This window comes from Microbulbifer sp. MKSA007, from assembly GCA_032615215.1.
In the GTDB taxonomy this organism is placed as follows: Bacteria; Pseudomonadota; Gammaproteobacteria; order Pseudomonadales; family Cellvibrionaceae; genus Microbulbifer.
The window spans coordinates 161,413-179,579 of the sequence record CP128433.1 but is presented as its reverse complement, the minus strand read 5'-3'; the positions used below and the strand labels follow the sequence as shown (position 1 = coordinate 179,579).

General features: G+C 54.0%; 14 protein-coding genes. 13 read left to right on the top strand and 1 reads right to left on the bottom strand.

Annotated features, from left to right (window positions below):
- Positions 1 to 12: 12 nt before the first annotated feature.
- From def to QT397_03340, 9 genes are all read left to right on the top strand, one after another.
- On the top strand, positions 13 to 519 hold the full coding sequence (gene def / locus QT397_03380; protein WNZ56420.1) for a peptide deformylase: 507 nt from the start codon (positions 13 to 15) through the stop codon (positions 517 to 519).
- Between the two features lie 75 nt (positions 520 to 594).
- Positions 595 to 1,542: a methionyl-tRNA formyltransferase gene (gene fmt, locus QT397_03375; GenBank protein ID WNZ56419.1), complete on the top strand. Its 948-nt coding sequence runs from the start codon at positions 595 to 597 to the stop codon at positions 1,540 to 1,542.
- A gap of 2 nt (positions 1,543 to 1,544) precedes the next feature.
- Positions 1,545 to 2,852 (top strand): 16S rRNA (cytosine(967)-C(5))-methyltransferase RsmB, encoded by a 1,308-nt coding sequence (gene rsmB / locus QT397_03370; protein WNZ56418.1) that lies wholly within the window; start codon positions 1,545 to 1,547, stop codon positions 2,850 to 2,852.
- A gap of 30 nt (positions 2,853 to 2,882) precedes the next feature.
- A complete protein-coding gene (gene trkA, locus QT397_03365; GenBank protein ID WNZ56417.1) occupies positions 2,883 to 4,268 on the top strand; it encodes a Trk system potassium transporter TrkA in 1,386 nt (461 codons plus the stop codon).
- 86 nt (positions 4,269 to 4,354) lie between these two features.
- Positions 4,355 to 5,806, top strand: coding sequence for a TrkH family potassium uptake protein (locus QT397_03360; GenBank protein ID WNZ56416.1), 1,452 nt, complete (start codon positions 4,355 to 4,357; stop codon positions 5,804 to 5,806).
- A gap of 97 nt (positions 5,807 to 5,903) precedes the next feature.
- The gene (locus QT397_03355) at positions 5,904 to 6,935 is read left to right on the top strand and encodes an efflux RND transporter periplasmic adaptor subunit (GenBank protein WNZ56415.1); all 1,032 of its coding nucleotides are present in this window, start codon (positions 5,904 to 5,906) and stop codon (positions 6,933 to 6,935) included.
- 46 nt (positions 6,936 to 6,981) lie between these two features.
- Positions 6,982 to 7,677, top strand: coding sequence for an ABC transporter ATP-binding protein (locus QT397_03350; GenBank protein ID WNZ56414.1), 696 nt, complete (start codon positions 6,982 to 6,984; stop codon positions 7,675 to 7,677).
- Complete coding sequence (locus tag QT397_03345) at positions 7,674 to 8,834, top strand: FtsX-like permease family protein (protein WNZ56413.1); 1,161 nt, start codon at positions 7,674 to 7,676, stop codon at positions 8,832 to 8,834. The genes QT397_03350 and QT397_03345 overlap by 4 nt, the downstream gene beginning before the upstream one ends.
- Before the next feature lie 63 nt (positions 8,835 to 8,897).
- On the top strand, positions 8,898 to 10,085 hold the full coding sequence (locus QT397_03340; protein ID WNZ56412.1) for an FtsX-like permease family protein: 1,188 nt from the start codon (positions 8,898 to 8,900) through the stop codon (positions 10,083 to 10,085).
- Positions 10,086 to 10,118: 33 nt separating this feature from the next.
- On the opposite strand, the gene QT397_03335 is transcribed toward QT397_03340, so the two are convergent.
- Positions 10,119 to 11,006 (bottom strand): lysophospholipid acyltransferase family protein, encoded by an 888-nt coding sequence (locus QT397_03335; protein ID WNZ56411.1) that lies wholly within the window; start codon positions 11,004 to 11,006, stop codon positions 10,119 to 10,121.
- A 159-nt stretch (positions 11,007 to 11,165) separates the two neighbouring features.
- Here QT397_03335 and glyQ point away from each other — a divergent pair, with 159 nt between their 5' ends.
- From glyQ to QT397_03315, 4 genes are all read left to right on the top strand, one after another.
- Positions 11,166 to 12,122 carry a glycine--tRNA ligase subunit alpha gene (gene glyQ / locus QT397_03330; GenBank protein WNZ56410.1) on the top strand — a complete coding sequence of 319 codons (957 nt, stop codon included), beginning with the start codon at positions 11,166 to 11,168 and terminating at the stop codon, positions 12,120 to 12,122.
- Positions 12,122 to 14,203 carry a glycine--tRNA ligase subunit beta gene (gene glyS, locus QT397_03325; protein WNZ56409.1) on the top strand — a complete coding sequence of 694 codons (2,082 nt, stop codon included), beginning with the start codon at positions 12,122 to 12,124 and terminating at the stop codon, positions 14,201 to 14,203. Before glyQ ends, glyS begins: the two co-directional genes overlap by 1 nt.
- Positions 14,204 to 14,259: 56 nt before the next feature.
- Positions 14,260 to 14,811, top strand: coding sequence for a D-glycero-beta-D-manno-heptose 1,7-bisphosphate 7-phosphatase (gene gmhB, locus QT397_03320; GenBank protein ID WNZ56408.1), 552 nt, complete (start codon positions 14,260 to 14,262; stop codon positions 14,809 to 14,811).
- A 305-nt stretch (positions 14,812 to 15,116) separates the two neighbouring features.
- Positions 15,117 to 18,098: a S8 family serine peptidase gene (locus tag QT397_03315; protein ID WNZ56407.1), complete on the top strand. Its 2,982-nt coding sequence runs from the start codon at positions 15,117 to 15,119 to the stop codon at positions 18,096 to 18,098.
- The last annotated feature ends 69 nt before the right edge of the window (positions 18,099 to 18,167 follow it).

The window sequence follows — 18,167 nt, the reverse complement described above, 5'->3', positions numbered from 1 at the left end:
GTCACAGGTGTTATGGCTAAACTCGAGATACTGGAATTTCCCGACCCGCGCCTGCGCGAGGTCGCTAAACCCGTCGCTGAAGTGACCGACGCCCACCGCCAATTGCTCGACGACATGTTTGAAACCATGTACGCCGCGCCCGGCATCGGCCTCGCCGCCATCCAAGTCAATGTGCAGGAGCGCATTGTAGTGGTGGATATCTCTGAAGACGGCAATGAACCACTCGGGTTTATCAACCCTGAGATCGAAGTGCTGGACCCGGAGATCCACCAGTACGACGAGGGCTGCCTGTCAGTTCCCGGTTTCTACGAAACATTGGAGCGCCCGCGCAAAGTGCGTGTTAAAGCCCTGGACCGCAATGGCGAACCTTTTGCCCTTGAGGCCGAGGGATTGTTGGCGGTCTGTATCCAACATGAAGTCGATCATTTGGACGGCAAGCTGTTCGTGGATTATGTCTCGCCACTGAAGCGCAACCGCATCCGCTCCAAGCTGGAAAAATCCCAGCGCCGCCGCGCCTGATCTGCGCCAGCCGCAGGAGCCTGGAGCTGCCGCCTTACGGCAGCTCTCCCACCCCCATTACCTGAGAGCAAGTCAGTGAATATTATTTTTGCCGGCACACCGGACTTTGCCGCTGTGCACCTGCAAGCGCTGCTCGACAGCGAGCACAATGTCATTGCCGTTTACACCCAACCGGACAGGCCGGCTGGGCGCGGTAAGAAATTGCTCGCCAGCCCGGTGAAACAGCTGGCACTCTCCCACAATATCCCGGTGTACCAACCCCTGAGCCTGCGCGACGAGACGGCCCAGGCGGAGCTCGCTGCCCTTGGAGCGGATATTATGGTGGTGGTGGCCTACGGCCTGATACTGCCGCAGGTGGTGCTGGATACCCCGCGTTTGGGCTGCATCAATGTGCACGCCTCTTTGTTGCCACGCTGGCGCGGTGCCGCGCCGATCCAACGCGCGGTGGAAGCAGGCGACAATGAAAGTGGCGTCGCCATTATGCAAATGGAGGCGGGTCTGGATACCGGCCCGGTTTTGGTGGAAAACCGCTGCGCCATTACCGAATCCGATACCGGTGGCAGTTTGCACGATAAGCTGGCGGAACTCGGCGGCCCATCCCTCCTCCAGGCCTTGGCTCTACTGGAAAGTGACAGTGCCAACCCTCAGGTACAAGACGATACCCAGGCTAACTACGCCAACAAAATTACCAAGGAAGAGGCGCAGATCGACTGGCAGCGCCCCGCTGCTGAACTGCATCGATTGATACGCGCTTTTAACCCCTTCCCGGTGTGCTGGAGCACTTATCGGGATAAGAAGGGCGAGCAGCGCCTGCGTATCTATAGCGCAGCCATCGAACAGGGCTGCCACAGTGATCAGCCCGGTACCATTCTTTCCAGTGACGACGAAGGTATTTTAGTGGCCTGCGGCCGCGAGGCCCTGCGCCTCCAATTAATACAGCTACCGGGTAAAAAAGCGCTTCCCGCAGCAGAAATTTTGAAAGGCTACCGGGAGCAGTTCGCCCCGGGTACCAAACTGGGATAATTATGAGCAGAGATGTACGCGCCGAGGCCGCCCGAGTTATCGCCTCACTGCTGGAAGAACGTGGCTCGTTGGCAAGACTTCTGCCTGCCGCCGAGGACAAAGTCGAGGAGCGCGACCGCCCTCTGTTGCGGGAGCTCTGTTACGGCAGTGCCCGCACGGCACCGCGCCTGCAATTGATCGCCGCCAAGTTGCTGCGTAAAAAAGTCTCGGATATTGAGATCAATGCACTGATCCTGCTGGGCATTTACCAGCTCGAGTACACTCGCATACCCGATCACGCCGCCATATCTGCAACCGTCAATGCCGCACGCAGCCTCGGTCTGGACAGAGCGACCGGGCTGATCAACGGGGTGCTGCGCAACGCCCTGCGCAACAGTGAGCAGCTTCAGCGCAAACTGTCCGGCAATCCACAGTTCAGTTCTATGCACCCGGCCTGGTTACAGCAGCGGATTAAAGCCGCCTGGCCTGAGAAGGCGTCAGACATCTTCCGCGCCAACAATGCCAACCCACCCATGACCTTGCGGGTAAACAGCGCCAAGATCTCGCGCGCGGATTATTTACAACAGCTCGACGAAACCGGCCTCTCCGCCGAGCCCTGTACTATTTCTCCGGTCGGTATCACCCTGGTTGAGCCGGTTTCAGTCACAGTGCTACCGGGCTTTGCCGAGGGCTTGGTCAGTGTTCAGGATGAGTCCGCACAATTAGCGGCGCTGCTGTTACAGCCGCAGGAAAATGCCCGGGTGTTGGACGCGTGTGCGGCACCTGGAGGCAAGAGTTGCCACTTATTGGAGCAGGAATCCAGCATTCAGCTGAGCGCGTTGGATATTGAGGAGGACCGCCTTGTGCGGGTCGAGGAAAACCTCGAGCGCAACGGGCAGAGTGCCGAGCTTATTTGTGCCGATGCCACGTCTCCGAATGAGTGGTGGGACGGGCAGCAATACGACCAGATACTACTGGACGCACCCTGTTCGGCAACCGGGGTAATTCGCCGCAACCCGGATATCAAACTATTGCGCCGGGAAGAAGACATTGCCGAGTTAGTGGCTTTGCAGGGCAAGATCCTGCGCGCTCTGTGGCCCCTGGTTAAACCGGGTGGGCAGTTGCTTTACGCCACCTGTTCCAGCCTACCGGCGGAAAACAGTGAAGTCGTCGCAGCGTTCATTGCGGAGACTGAGGATGCGAGCGACAATACCCCCGAACTGCTAAACGATAAGCCCTGGGGTGAGAAACAAGTTGCCGGTATGCAGCTTCTACCCCAAACCGGCGGCGGTGACGGTTTCTACTACGCTCTGCTGAGCAAAGCTGAATAACGGCGTCGCTAGTCGCGAGTCTCATCCGATATGAAAATTGTCATTCTCGGCGCCGGCCAGGTGGGCGGCTCTCTGGCGGAGGCCCTGGCCTCCGAGCGCAATGATATTGTCCTGGTGGACAGCGACGAGAAAACCCTGCGCGAACTGCGCGACCGCATTGATATCGGCGTGGTACTGGGCCACGCCTCTCACCCGGATATTCTGATGGAAGCCGGGATTGAGGATGCGGATATCCTGGTTGCAGTCACCAATAACGATGAGACCAATATGGCGGCCTGCCAAATTGCGCACTCTCTGTTTCGCGTACCCACCAAAATCGCCCGGGTACGGGCCTCTTCCTACCTGCAATACCCGGAATTATTCGATACTCAGGCCATCCCTATCGATGTACTGATCAGCCCGGAGCAACTGGTTTCAGAGTATATCTCCCGCCTGATGGAACATCCCGGTGCCTTGCAGGTGTTAGATTTTGCCGGCGGTCGCGTACAGCTGGTAACGGTTTTAGCCGTTCAGGGCGGGCCTCTTGTTGGGCACCAACTGCGCTATTTGCGCGAGCATATGCCCAAGGTAGATACCCGGGTTGCTGCGATTTATCGTCGCAACCGGCCAATTATTCCCCAGGGTGATACGGTGATTGAAGCCGGCGATGAAGTGTTCTTTATCGCCGCGCGAGCAGATATTCGCGCGGTAATGAGCGAACTGCGTCGACTGGAACACGGTTATAAACGAGTAGTGATCGCCGGCGGTGGCAATATTGGTTTGCGCCTAGCCACTCGGCTTGAGAATCGCTATTCGGTAAAAATTATTGAGCAGAGCCACAAGCGCTGTGTATTTTTATCCGAGGAGCTGTCTCACACCATTATCCTGCACGGCAGCGCCTCCGATCAGGAGTTGCTGCTGGAAGAGAGCATCGAAGATACCGATGTTTTTCTTGCCCTTACCAATGACGACGAGGCTAATATCATGTCGTCACTATTGGCCAAACGTCTGGGCGCACGCAAAGTGATGACCCTGATCAATAACCGCGCTTATGTGGACCTGGTACAGGGCGGTGAAATCGATATTGCCATTTCACCGCAGCAAAATACGATTGGCAGCCTGCTCACCCATGTGCGCCGAGGAGATATGGTCAACGTCCACTCCCTGCGTCGAGGTGCAGCTGAAGCCATTGAAGTTATCGCCCACGGTGACGAGCGCACTTCCAAGGTGGTGGGGCGCAAGATCGAAGATATCGACTTACCTGAGGGCGCCTCGATTGGCGCCATAGTACGGGAAACGGAAAATGGCAGCGAAGTTTTGATGGCACACGATGATGTCATTGTGCAGAGCGATGACCACGTGATTGTCTTCCTTATCGACCGCCGCCAGACCCGCCATGTAGAACAACTGTTCCAAGTTGGTTTTGGCTTTTTCTGAGCAAATAATATTTTCGTTTTCCGGCGATAACGGTCTCCGCCGTCCAGATAACATTGCAACAAATAACGATAGGCTGATAGGCGCCAATGCGAATTGCGGTAATTGCGCGAGTTTTTGGAATTCTCTTGACGGTGTTCAGCCTGACTCTGCTGCCGCCGATTGGCGTATCCCTTTGGTATGAAGATGGTACTCATAGCGCATTTGTCGCAGCTTTCGTCATCACTCTGATCACCGGCCTGTTCATGTGGCTGCCAGTGCACGATTTGCGCGAAGACCTGCGCACCCGGGACGGGTTCGTAGTGACATCTTTGTTCTGGCTGGTACTGGGCAGCTTCGGTGCCCTGCCCTTTATTATCAGCCCACAGCCTGACTTGAGTATCACCGACTCTATTTTTGAATCCATCTCAGGGCTAACAACCACCGGCGCCACGGTGATTACCGGGTTGGACTCACTGCCTCCTGCCATTCTCTACTACCGCCAGCAGTTGCAGTGGTTTGGCGGTATCGGCGTAATTGTTATCGCCCTGGCCATCCTGCCGATGCTGGGTATCGGTGGTATGCAGCTGTATAAGGCGGAAATTCCCGGCCCGGTAAAAGATACCAAATTGACCCCACGTATTGCCGAGACAGCACGGGCACTAATTGTTATTTATGTGATTCTTACAATCCTCTGCGGCATCGGCTACTGGTGGGCCGGCATGACGGTATTCGACGCCGTTGGCCATGCGTTTTCCACTGTGGCCAATGGAGGCTTCTCCACCCACGATGCCAGTATGGGGTTCTACGCCCACAACCGTGCGATCATGATTATTTGTATCGTGTTTATGTTTACTGCTGCCATTAACTTCGGTCTGCATTTCTTCGCATTTCGCAACAGGACCCTCAGCCACTATTGGCGCGACTCAGAATTCCGCTTCTACGTTATGCTGATTCTCGGTGCCGGCCTGTTGATCAGCTGTTACCTGTGGATATTGAATATCTTCTCCCCCGGTAACAGCCTGCTACACGGTTTCTTCCAGGTGGTCTCGATCAGCACCACTGCCGGCTTCGCCTCGGAAAATTTCTCAGCCTGGCCAGTATTCTTACCCTACGTCCTCTTGCTGTTAGGTATTCTCGGTGCCTGTGCCGGCTCCACTTCAGGGGGCATTAAGGCGGTGCGCGGTATGCTGATTATGAAGTCCGGCATGCGCGAGCTGAATCGCTTGGTACATCCCAATGCGGTTATCCCTATCAAGATCAACCGCAAAATTGTCCCCGATCGAGTTACCGACGCAGTATGGGGCTTCTTTGCGGTCTATGTTTCATCCTTTTTTATCCTCGCCATTATAGTCATCGCCACCGGTGAAGACTTTGTGACCTCCGTCACGACAGTAGCCTCCTGCCTGAGTAATATCGGACCCGCCCTCGGCGAAGCCGCTGCCCACTATGGTGCGGTTAATGAAGTCGCCAAATGGTTTCTCATCCTGGCGATGCTGATGGGACGCTTGGAAATTTTTACCCTGCTAGTACTACTTACCCCGGCTTTTTGGCGCCACTAACAACACAAGATGTCATGGCCACGCTAACGCGTGGCAATATTTTTTAATTTCTGCCACAGTTGCTGTTTACAGGAAGTAACTAATAAAAACAGGCTGTATGAGCAGAGATACTAGTGCGCTGCTCGGTCAACTCAAAATTGATCGGGAAACAGCGCCCGAACCCAGTTCCCCATCGCGCAAAGTTATATTGGCGGCATCTGTCGGCCTAGTTACTGGCATAGTTATAGGCCTTGCCGGCGCTTCTCTATTTGCAGAAGACAGTACACCAGTGCTCCCCCAAAGTAGCGAACCTCAAGCCAAAACTCTCAGCTTAATTCCCAGGGAGGAAAAATTTCACGAGACCATTCTCAATGCTTCCGGCTATATCACACCAAGGCGCATGGCTACCGTCTCTGCTGAAGTAATGGGCCTGATCAGTAGTGTGGATGTCGAAGAAGGAATGCAGGTCGAGGAGGGGCAGGTTCTGGCCCGCTTGGATGATGCCAAAGCGCGGGTCGCGCTGGATTTTGCCCAGGCACAAATTCAAGTGCTTCAAGCCAAGGAAGCGAGTATTCACGCGAAGTTAAAAGAGGCTGAACGCCAATATCGGCGTTTTGCCGGACTTCGAGACAAAAATTATTCCAGCAAAGCGCAGCTCACCCAAAGTGAATCCTCGGTAGAGGGGTTACGGGCAGACTTAAAAAGTGCCCGCGCCAATATTCAAGTCGCCATTCTTGAAGCTGAGAGGCAGCGCGAACGCCTGGCAGATCATATTATCCGCGCGCCTTTTGCCGGCGTAGTCACTACAAAAAATGCACAACCTGGCGAGATAGTTGCCCCCAGCTCTGCCGGCGGAGGTTTTACCCGTACTGGAATCTGTACCATCGTGGATATGAATTCACTCGAAATCGAAGTGGATGTGAACGAGGCCTTTATCGGCCGGGTCGCCAAGGGACAGAAAGTTAACGCCAACCTGGATGCCTACCCGAACTGGGACATTCCAGCTACCGTTATCGCCATCATTCCAACGGCCGATCGAGCCAAGGCGACTGTCCGGGTACGAATCGCTATCGACGACAAAGATGCTCGAATCCTGCCGGATATGGGCGTTAAGGTGGGCTTCCTCGCAGGCGAGGCCGCAGCTCCCTAGCAAACACCAATAAAAACACAACAGTATTTATAAGAGGGAATTTGAGATGTCAGAGGAAGTGTTGTTTCAGCTGAAGGATGTCAGCAAAAGTTTTACCAAGGGCAAAGAGACCATTTCCATTTTTGAATCCCTGAATATGGAAATTGATCGCGGTGATTTCGTTGCCATTATGGGGCCTTCGGGCTCCGGTAAAACAACGCTGTTAAACATGTTGGGCGGCGTCGATCAACCCAGCGGTGGAGAGATATGGTTTGACATCGAGCGCATTGACTCCCTCAATGAAGGCGCCCTAACCCGCTGGCGAGCGAGAAATATTGGTTTCATTTTCCAATTTTACAATTTAATGCCGATGCTCAATGCCCAGCGCAATGTAGAGCTGCCGCTACTGCTGACAAATCTGTCCAAATCTCAACGCCGCCACAATGTGGAAACCGCACTGGCCCTGGTGGGATTAAGTGATCGGGCAAAACATATGCCCAGTGAAATGTCCGGCGGCCAACAACAGCGTGTTGCCATCGCTCGCGCCATCGTTTCCGATCCAAAACTGATTCTGTGTGATGAGCCCACCGGTGACCTGGATCGGGCCACAGCAGATGAAATACTGGAAATGCTGCAATTGTTAAACCGCGATCACGGCAAAACCATCGTGATGGTTACCCATGATCCCGCGGCTGCAAGATACGCCAAGCGCACCCTGCATCTGGATAAAGGACAATTTGTGCAGAGGGAAATAGTGGCATGAGTGATTTTTATTTGGTTTTTAAAAATATGACAAGGAAGCCCTTGCGGCTATTCCTTACTTGCTTTGCTATTTTTATCGCCTTCTTGATTTTCGGTGCGGTTACCAGCCTCAAGTCCGCATTAAATTCCAGCGTGGAATTATCCGCTGATAATCGTCTGGTGGTATTCAATAGAATTAACTTTACCCAGTCACTACCCATTGCCTATGTGCAAAAGGTTGCAGCCGTCGAGGGAGTGAAACATGTAACTCATCTCAACTGGTTTGGCGGTTATTTTCAGGAACCCAGCCGGCAGGTCGTTTCAATGGCTGTAGATCCAGAATCCTATTTAAAAGTCTATGAAGAAATTGTTATTCCCGAGGAACAAAAGCAGGCCTGGTTTAACAATCGGCAAGGGGCCTTGGTTGGGGAAAAACTCGCGCAGATTTACGGCTGGAAAGTGGGCGATAGGATTCCTTTATCCTCCAATATTTTTTCGCACAAAGAAGGTGGCTACACCTGGGAATTTGTAATTTCCGGGATTTTTAAAGGGGATACGGAACAGTACGATACACGCCAATTATTGTTTCATTATAAATATTTTATGGAGACACAGACTTTCGGTGGCGACTGGATTGGCTGGATGGCACTAACAACCGATGATCCCGCCATCAATGAAAACGTCGCAAAAACTATCGATGACAATTTTGCCAACTCGCAGAGTGAAACCGATACCAGTACCGAGAAAGCCTTTAATAAAGCCTTTATTGAACAAATCGGAAATATTGGCTTAATTATTTTTTCTGTGGTGTTTACTGCCTTTTTCACCATATTGGTAGTGGTTGGCAACACTATGGCGCTAGCTATTCGCGAGCGTACCGGGGAAATTGCCGTATTAAAAACCCTGGGTTTTTCCAGCACCCGTATTTTCCGAATGGTGCTGTCGGAGTCCCTGTTAATTGCCTTTGTCGGCGGCCTTTCCGGCCTGGCCGCAGCCTGGCTGCTGGTCGAAGGGGTAAAAACCTTCCTTGCCCGCTTTTTGCCCAACTTGATTTTGGATGGGGATATCGCCCTGCAAGCCATTCTATTTATGTTGTTGTTGGGTCTGATTACCGGGCTGATGCCAGCCTTTCAGGCTCTGCGACTTAACATAGTAACTGCATTTAACCGACAACAATAAACTGGTGCCCCACTGAAACTACACAATGGTTTTCACTGGGGAAACCTTAAAGGAGAAGAAATTATGGGTTCTCTTATTGCTCAAATTGTTTCGGTAACCCTGATGAATCTGGGCAGCCTGCGCCGGCGCCTGTGGATGTCACTGGCCATGGTATTTGCCTCGGCAGTTGTCGTCGTAATCCTGCTGGCGTTTCTCGCTATGGCCAAGGGATTTGAGGCGACCATGAGTGGGGCCGGCTCCAGCCAGATCGCAATCCTGATGCGAGAGGGGTCTGCCAGTGAAATCAACTCTGTAATCCTGCAGGACCAGGTCAACCTGATTGCGGAATCGGCCGGTGTTGCCAGGGATACGAACGGCCCGCTGGTATCACCGGAGCTCTACGTTATTGTCGATGGCCTGAAGAAATCCACCGGCACCGAAGCCAATATCCCCTTGCGCGGCCTCAATGAAACCGGCATGGCCATGCGCAATAACATGCGTATGGTAGAGGGGCGTATGTTTACTCCCGGCACTAACGAAATGATTGTTGGTGAAGGGGTATTGCGTGAATTTAATGGTTTCGAAATCGGTAAAGAAGTGCGCTTTGGCAAAAACCTGTGGACAGTTGTTGGGGTCTTTTCCACAGGGGGTAATATATTTGAGAGCGAGCTGTGGGCAGATATCAAAATTATCCAAAGTCACTACAACCGCGGCAACAGCTACCAGTCAATCCGTTTGCAATTGGAGAATGACGGCGATCTCAAGCCCATTCAGGAAACCATCAAACGCGAGCCCCGCCTAAACCTGGAAGCGCAAACCGAACAGGAGTACTTCGCCAGCCAGGGTAAACAGCTGCAATATATCGCTACTTTTGGCTGGATCATCAGCTCTGTGATGGCGCTAGGCGCACTGGCCGGAGCTCTCAACACCATGTATACCTCGGTAGCGGACCGGGCTCGTGAAATCGCCACGCTGCGCGCGTTGGGATTCAGCAACTTCTCCGCGTTCTGCGGCACTATTGCTGAGGCAATGGTTTTAGCCCTTGCCGGCGGGCTTTTGGGTTCCCTGGCTGCTTACCTGTTTTTCGACGGTCTCAACACCTCAACTCTGGGAGGCAGTTTTACCCAGGTGGTGTTCAGTTTTGAGATGTCCCCAGACCTGTTTGTGCAGGGCGCCGTATTGGCGCTGGTGATCGGTTTTATCAGCGGCTTCTTCCCAGCCTGGCGCGCGGCACGCATGCCGGTTGTGGTCGCTTTCCGGCACGCGACTTAAATAATTTTATGTGGGGGCTTCTATGAAGAGCCCCTACTTTTTCTTGCGGTAAATTTTACTCTTGCCTTCCGGCTGTTTCCTGAAGCGCTTGTATTCCCACTGATACTGCTCTGGTGCCTGGGCAATACAGGCCTCCACTCCCCGATTCATCGCCGCCAGGGAAACTTTCTGCTCATCGCTATAAATGGCCTTTTCCGCAGGAACAAATACCAGCTCAAATCCACCTTCAACGCGCTTGCCGAAACCAAACACCACATGGCAGTTGGTGCGCTGAATCAAGTTGTGGGCGAGGGTCATCGTCAGGGCCGGGCGGCCAAAGAAAGGAGCAAAATCACCGCCCATATCCGGCTCCTGATCGGGAAGTATCAGGGCAAAATTACCGGCTTTGAGAGCCTTAAGTAGCGAGCGAACCCCATGTACGTTGGTGGGAACCATCTTGCCACCGGTCACTTCCCGCCCATTGCGAATAACCGGGTCCAAGGCTTCAATTTTGGGAGGCTGGTATAGCACTGTGCAGGGAGCCAGGGTGCCTACATGCAAGCCAAAAATTTCCCAATTGCCCGTATGCGGCATCAGTACAATTGTGCCGGTCCTGCCTTCTTCACTCCCGTCGAGCAAGTGCTGGTTGCGCACTCCCACAATCGCATTCTTACTTTTGGCCCAGGGGGTGTTCCATAGGGCCGCCATCTCAAAGCCGGTCATTGCAGTACTGATCACGCTCTCTCTGGCGAGCCGTTCGCGCTGCTTTGGGTCCATGGCCGGATAGCACAACTCCAGGTTTATACGGCTCAGACGCAGCCCCTCGGAGCGCGTCCACACAGCAATTTTGCCAACGAGTAAACCGAGGCGTCGCGACCAAGACAACGGCAGTTTGCCAATGATTTTCAGTGCCCCTACTGCAAGGCGCCCTTTAATATCCACTGAATTACTTCCTATCCACAAAAGCCATTTTGAGACGGCTATCTAGTTCGAGAATGAACATTGACACCTCCGAAGCGGCTATAGCGCTTTAAGCACAGGAGCCGCTGCCGCTATAATTGCGTCCCTTTGCCCACAGCAGATACTGATCCGGAGATAGCGGTGTCCAAGCAATACGATCTCAGTACCTTTCAGGGACTCATTTTTGCCCTGCAGGATTATTGGGCGCGCCAAGGGTGCGTCATTCTACAGCCTCTGGATATGGAAGTGGGCGCCGGCACCTTTCATCCAGCGACCTTCCTCCGTGCCATAGGCCCGGAAAACTGGAATGCGGCCTATGTACAGCCCTGCCGCCGCCCTACCGATGGCCGCTACGGTGAGAACCCCAACCGCCTTCAGCACTACTACCAATACCAGGTAGTAATGAAACCATCCCCGGACAATATCCAGGAATTGTACCTCGATAGCCTTCGCGCCATGGGCGTAGATCCCGCTGTCCACGATATTCGCTTTGTTGAGGACAACTGGGAATCCCCAACCCTGGGCGCCTGGGGCCTCGGCTGGGAAGTTTGGCTGAATGGTATGGAAGTTACCCAGTTCACCTACTTCCAGCAGGTTGGCGGCCTCGAGTGCTACCCAGTTACCGGCGAGATCACCTACGGTCTTGAGCGTATCGCCATGTATCTGCAAGGTGTCGAGTCTATCTACGATTTAGTGTGGACCCGCAACCCGGATGGCAGCCCCGTCACCTACGGCGACGTTTTCCATCAGAACGAAGTGGAAATGTCCCACTACAACTTTGAACACGCCGATGTGGAGTTCCTGTTCGCGACCTTCGATCACTGCGAGCGCGAGAGCACACGCCTGATTGAGCTGGGCCTGCCGCTCCCCGCTTACGAGCAAGTTATGAAGGCCTCCCACGCCTTCAACCTTCTGGATGCGCGCCACGCCATCTCAGTGACTGAGCGCCAGCGCTATATCCTGCGCGTACGAACCCTGGCCCGCGCCGTGGCACAGGCTTACTACGATGCGCGCCGCGCCTTAGGCTTCCCCATGGCAGATAAAGCACTGCGGGCAGATATTTTGGCGGAAGACATCGAGCAAGAGGAGAAGCAGTAATGGCTCAGGATTTTCTGGTAGAGCTGGGCACCGAAGAGCTGCCGCCCAAGGCGTTACACAAATTAATGAGCGCTTTCGCCGATGGTATTACCCAGGGCCTCAAAGGCGCCGAGTTGTCTTTTGGCGAAGTTAAAGCCTACGCAGCCCCCCGTCGCCTGGCCGTAGCAGTATTCGGTTTGGCAGATAAGCAGCAAGACAAACAAATTGAAAAGCTGGGCCCGGCTGTCAAAGCCGCTTTTGATAAAGAGGGTAAGCCCAGTAAAGCCGCTGAGGGGTTCGCCCGCAGCAACGGTGTAACTGTTGAAGAGCTGGGACGCAAAGAGACCGACAAAGGTGAGCGCCTGGCCTTTATCAGCGAGCAAAAAGGCGCTGAAACCGAATCCCTGTTAGCGGGCATTGTCGAGAAAGCATTGGCTCAACTGCCAATTCCCAAGCGTATGCGCTGGGGGGCACGCCGCGAGGAGTTCGTGCGCCCGGTGCACTGGCTCGTCATGCTGTTTGGCAACAAGGTAGTCAACGGTGAAGTACTCGGCTTAAAAGCCGGTAACACCAGCCGTGGTCATCGCTTCCACTGCAATCGCGAGCTGGAGATCCACTCCGCCTACGACTATGCACAGGTTCTGCGCGAACCCGGATACGTAATGGCTGACTTCGCCGAGCGCCGCGAAGCTATTCGCGCCCAGGTGATCGCCGAAGCCAACAACGTCAATGGTGAAGCGGTCATCGATGACGATCTGCTCGACGAAGTGACTGCACTGGTTGAATGGCCTGTAGCCCTCACCGGTCGCTTCGAAGAGCGCTTCCTGGAAGTACCCGCTGAAGCCCTGATCTCCTCCATGAAGGAGCACCAGAAATATTTCCATGTGGTAGATGAAGATGGCCAATTGCTGCCTTTCTTTATCACCGTGTCCAATATCGAGAGCCAGGATGCCGCTCAGGTTATCCACGGCAATGAGCGCGTAATCCGTCCGCGCCTGGCGGATGCCGCCTTCTTCTTTGAGACCGACAAAAAGACCAGCCTGGAATCACGCCGCGAGAAACTGCGCCAAATCGTGTTCCAGCAGCACCTGGGTAGCGTCTACGACAAGACTGAACGGGTAGCCACCCTCGCCCGCACCATCGCTGAGAAAACCGGAAGCAACGGCGACTGGGCCGAGCGCGCCGGCCGCCTGTGCAAGTCGGACCTGGTTACCGAGATGGTGTTCGAGTTTGCCGATATGCAGGGCATCGCCGGCTACTACTACGCCGAAAATGACGGCGAGCCGTTGGATGTGGCCAAGGCCATGTACGAGCAGTATATGCCCAAGTTTGCCGGTGACGAGCTGCCCGCCAGCGACACCGGCACTGTAATCGCCCTGGCGGATCGCCTGGATACTTTGGTCGGCATCTTCGGCATAGGCCAACCCCCCAGCGGCTCTCGCGACCCCTTCGCCCTGCGCCGCGCCAGCCTGGGGATCATCCGTATTCTCGTAGAGAAGCGTCTCGACCTGGACCTGCGCGAATTGCTGGAATTGGCCCGCGACAACTACCCGCGCACCGCCCTGGGTGAATATGACAAGGTGGTGGAGCAAACTCTGCAGTATGTACTGGAGCGCTTCCGCGCCCGTTACGAAGATCAGGGTATCGCCACCGAAGTATTTATGTCCGTTGCCGCGCGCAAGCTGTCGCGCCCGCTGGATATCGACAACCGCGTGCACGCGGTCAACGCGTTTAGCCAGCTGCCGGAGTCCGGTGCTTTGGCCGCCGCCAACAAGCGCGTTTCCAATATCCTCGCCAAGTTAGACAGTGCTGTACCCAGCAGTGTTGATGAAGCTCTGTTGCAGGAAGAGGCGGAAAAGGCTCTCTTCGCCGCAGTACAGGTTGCCCGCACAGAAGTCGAGCCCCTGTATAGCGATGCGCTCTTCGCCGAGGGCCTCGCCGGTCTGGCTGGCCTGCGTGAAACCGTAGACAGCTTCTTCGACCATGTAATGGTAATGAGTGACGACGAGCAACTGCGCAACAACCGCCTGGCCCTATTAGCCCAGCTGCGCGCACTGTTCCTCGAAGTTGCCGATATTTCCCTGCTGGTTCCTGCCAAGTAATGACTTGCAGAGGCGGGGTGTTAAACCCCCGCCTCGCAAATCAGGGAGATACGAATATGGCAATTATCATTCTCGGCCGCGACGGGGTGATCAACGAAAATCCCGATAAATTCGTCAAATCCGCCGACGAATGGCAACCCCTGCCCGGCAGTATTGAAGCGCTGGCAGCGCTCAGTCAGGCCGGCCATCAACTGGTGATAGCCACCAATCAGAGCGGCCTGGCGCTGGGCCAATTTGATCTGGATGACCTGGAAGAAATGCACGCCAAAATGCGTGCTCAGGTGGAAGATGCCGGTGGCGAAATCGCCGCTATTTTCTACTGTCCCCACGGCCCTGAAGATAATTGCCGCTGCCGCAAACCCCTGGCGGGTCTGCTGGATGCCATCGAGGCTGAATTTGATACCAGCCTGCACGACTGTTATTTGGTCGGAGACAAGCTGGCAGACCTTTATCTGGCGTTGGAGAAGGGGTGTAAACCCGTTCTAGTAAAAACTGGTGCAGGTGATCAGACTTTGCAGCACCTAATCGAGCAGCCGGATCCTCGCCTAACCGCCACTTCAGTTTTCACAGATCTGGCACACTTTTCTAATTTTTTTCTCACCCAGTAGTCAACTCTTAGATGTAGCCCCACAAAATCAAAAAGACGTCATATCCCGAGCTTCACGCACTATATTCGACACAACACGTTTAGCTACACGCCAAGTTATTGAGTTGCACGACACATTCCTATAAAAGCAACTAGCGGGAAGGTGAGCCCATTGTTGTATTAATGATTCGTGCTAGGCCATGGATGGGTAAGACTTGAATGAAGCTCTGAGAAGTTCTACTGGGGAAACGGAGTATTGCCCCTGAGAGACGAGCTCTTTTAGGCCTTTTGTTGCCGCCTGCGCAAAATAACAAAAGGGATATTCCAATGAAAAGAAAAATTTTTTCTGCCCTGACAGCGGGAGTGTTGCTATCGAGCATCGTATTTTCTGCGTCAGCAGCGGAAAAGTTCGCCCCCAGTCAAGAAAAACCAAAAAAAGTTTACATTGTTCAACTGGACAGCGAACCTCTGTCCTCCTATAGCGGTACCATCCCCGGCTTATCGGCCACCAAACCGACCAAGCGTGGCAAAATCGACCCCCAAAGCAGTAGCTACCAACACTATTCCAATTTCCTCCGGTCGCGGCGGGAACAAGTTCTATCCACCGTTCCCAGCGCACACACTGTTCATGAATACGACACCGCTTTTAATGGCTTCGCCGCCGTAATGAGTGAAAAGGAAGCGGCTGCTCTGCGCGGTCGCGCCGACGTTAAAGGTGTTTGGGAAGATGAAATACTAAAGCCCCATACTGACTCCACTGCGGACTTCCTCGGCATCACAGATATGCCCAGTCCATGGCTTTGGGGGATTACGGGTGAGGATATTGTTGTAGGTGTTATCGACACGGGGATCCACCCTGAACACCAGAGTGTCGCAGATATAGCTACACCGTTACAGGGCAACCTGGGGCCCCAAGTTCCCTACGGTTCAATACCCGACAGCTTTACTGGTGACGGTTGTGAATTTGGTAACAGTGACCAAAACCCCAACGACGCTGCGTTTACCTGTAACAATAAGCTGATTAAGGCCAAGTCATTTTCCGATGCCTTCCTGACCAACAACGAATTGGCAGATTACGAATTCCTGTCAGCCAGGGATGCAGACGGGCACGGTACCCACACCGCGACCACTGCCGCCGGTAACTATGGCGTTATTACCCCGGATGGAAAAACCCTTACCGGAATGGCGCCACGAGCCCGCATCGCGGTGTATAAAGTGTGCTGGGATGCTCCAGACCCCGATGATAGTGGTTGCTCGTCCGCCGACTCCATGGCGGCTATTGATGAAGCCGTTGCCGATGGTGTGGATGTTATTAACTTCTCGATAGGTGGCGCCAGTACCACCTTTAGTGGTGCCGATGACATCGCATTTTTATTTGCCGCCGATGCCGGCGTTTTCGTCGCCACATCTGCCGGTAATAACGGACCAGGCCCAGAGACCATGGGAACCCCTTCAGGGGTTCCTTGGATAACCGCAGTCGGCGCCTCTGAAGATGACCAGAGCTTCGGCTTAGCCCTACAAGTATCCTCACCAGAGTCGGTTTCCGGCACTTACGAAGGACGCGAGGGTAACGGCACAGTAAGTCTGGAAGAGGTTGGAGCAGTCTCTGCTGAGGTTGTTCTCAGCGAGCCGTTAGAAGCTTGTAGCGAAGTCACTAACAGCGAGTCTTTGGAGGGCAGTATTGCTCTGGTAAGACGTGGGGGTTGCTCCTTTACCGATAAATATAACAATGCTGCCGATGCCGGAGCCTTGGCTATCGTCGTTTACAACGATGGTACTGCAGACGATCGCATCAACCCGATTTCCATGTCAGCCCCTGATACCCGTATCCCCGGAATGATGATCTCGTACTACGAGGGCGAAACTCTCGCAGCCAGTAGCGAAGTTTCTGGGGTTATCGATCCATCTCAATTGATCCCCAGGGAAGACCGCGTCGCAAACTTTTCATCTCGCGGCCAGAACGGCGGAGCTCCGGATATTATCAAGCCGGATATCAGTGCCCCGGGGGTTGGCATTATCGCGGGGATTTCTCCAGTGTTAAGCGGAGGAGAACTATTCGGAGCCCTCAGTGGAACTTCTATGGCCAGTCCCCATGTCGCCGGTGTAATGGCCATGCTGAAACAGGCCAACCCCCACTGGAGCCCGGCAATGGCCAAGTCCGCATTGATGACGAGTGCACGCAATGACCTGCGCAAGTCTTACGGACTAGCGGATGCAACACCATTTGATATTGGTGCCGGTGCCATAGTGCCCCGTGACGCCTTTAAACCGGGTCTGGTTTACGATGCGGGCTTCAATGATTATCTCGCCTTCCTATGTGGCGCTGAACTCCAGCCCGAGATGGTCGATAGCACAACCTGTGATGCTTTGACGTCCCTGGGATACTCTAGCGATTCCAGCGACCTGAACCTCGCTTCTATGGGGGTCGCCGACCTCCTCGGCAGCCAGACCATCAAACGCCGGGTTACTAGCGTCGCCCCCGGCCAGCGTTGGTATTGGGCATCCATCAACGCGCCACTCGGTATCGATGTAGATATCAACCCGAAAGTGCTACGCCTCAGGGAGGGAGAGAGTGCTGAGTTTGAGGTGACCTTCACCGCCACAGAGTCCGCCGAAATGAATACTTGGGTCTTTGGTGACCTCACCTGGCAATCCGTAGGCTCCCAGATCAGTGTGCGCAGCCCAATTGCTATTCGGCCTGTTCCTCTAGCTGCACCACAGCAATTAACTGGCAGCGGCACCGATGGCAACCTAGAACTCAATGTGGGCTTCGGCTACAACGGTGATTTCCAGGTGAATGTCACTGGCCTGGCGGAGGGTGAGGCCACTACAACCACTGTTGAAGATGGCGATGTTCAAGTAATTTTCTTTAATATACCTGAAGGAACGGAGCTTGCGCATATCGCTATGTATGATGCCGATGTGGGCGATGGTAGCGGAAGTGACGACCTGGACCTGGAAGTTTATGGCCCAGCGCCAAACTATCCCGAAGTCGGTACCAGCGGCAGCGCCACTTCCGCAGAGTCAGTTTCCCTGGCTAACCCCTCTCCCGGTCAATATGCAGCCGTTGTTGTCGATTATGCGACATCCGCCGGCCCCACCAATTTCAGCTTATTCAACTTTAATCTGAACGGGGACAACGGAAATACCGCAGTGGATGCGCCAACTCAAGCACAGATTGGGGAAACTGGAGTAGTTTCTTTGGAGTGGATTAATCTTGCCCCCAACACTCGGCATCTTGGTATTTTGACTTACGGGGATGGTGAAAAAATATTTTCTGGAACTAATATAATGATCCATACCCGATAACCTATTTATTTTATTGTCTATAATTAGTGGTCTTTTCATCTATAGATGACTAACAGGGACAGAGGCCCC

Excerpts from the sequence above, each read along its gene's own strand:
- QT397_03340 (WNZ56412.1), top strand. The coding sequence starts at position 8,898 with ATGGGTTCTCTTATTGCTCAAATTGTTTCGGTAACCCTGATGAATCTG.
- gmhB (WNZ56408.1), top strand. The coding sequence starts at position 14,260 with ATGGCAATTATCATTCTCGGCCGCGACGGGGTGATCAACGAAAATCCC.
- QT397_03350 (WNZ56414.1), top strand. The coding sequence starts at position 6,982 with ATGTCAGAGGAAGTGTTGTTTCAGCTGAAGGATGTCAGCAAAAGTTTT.
- glyS (WNZ56409.1), top strand. The coding sequence starts at position 12,122 with ATGGCTCAGGATTTTCTGGTAGAGCTGGGCACCGAAGAGCTGCCGCCC.
- QT397_03345 (WNZ56413.1), top strand. The coding sequence starts at position 7,674 with ATGAGTGATTTTTATTTGGTTTTTAAAAATATGACAAGGAAGCCCTTG.
- QT397_03355 (WNZ56415.1), top strand. The coding sequence starts at position 5,904 with ATGAGCAGAGATACTAGTGCGCTGCTCGGTCAACTCAAAATTGATCGG.
- QT397_03360 (WNZ56416.1), top strand. The coding sequence starts at position 4,355 with ATGCGAATTGCGGTAATTGCGCGAGTTTTTGGAATTCTCTTGACGGTG.
- QT397_03315 (WNZ56407.1), top strand. The coding sequence starts at position 15,117 with ATGAAAAGAAAAATTTTTTCTGCCCTGACAGCGGGAGTGTTGCTATCG.
- trkA (WNZ56417.1), top strand. The coding sequence starts at position 2,883 with ATGAAAATTGTCATTCTCGGCGCCGGCCAGGTGGGCGGCTCTCTGGCG.
- rsmB (WNZ56418.1), top strand. The coding sequence starts at position 1,545 with ATGAGCAGAGATGTACGCGCCGAGGCCGCCCGAGTTATCGCCTCACTG.
- def (WNZ56420.1), top strand. The coding sequence starts at position 13 with ATGGCTAAACTCGAGATACTGGAATTTCCCGACCCGCGCCTGCGCGAG.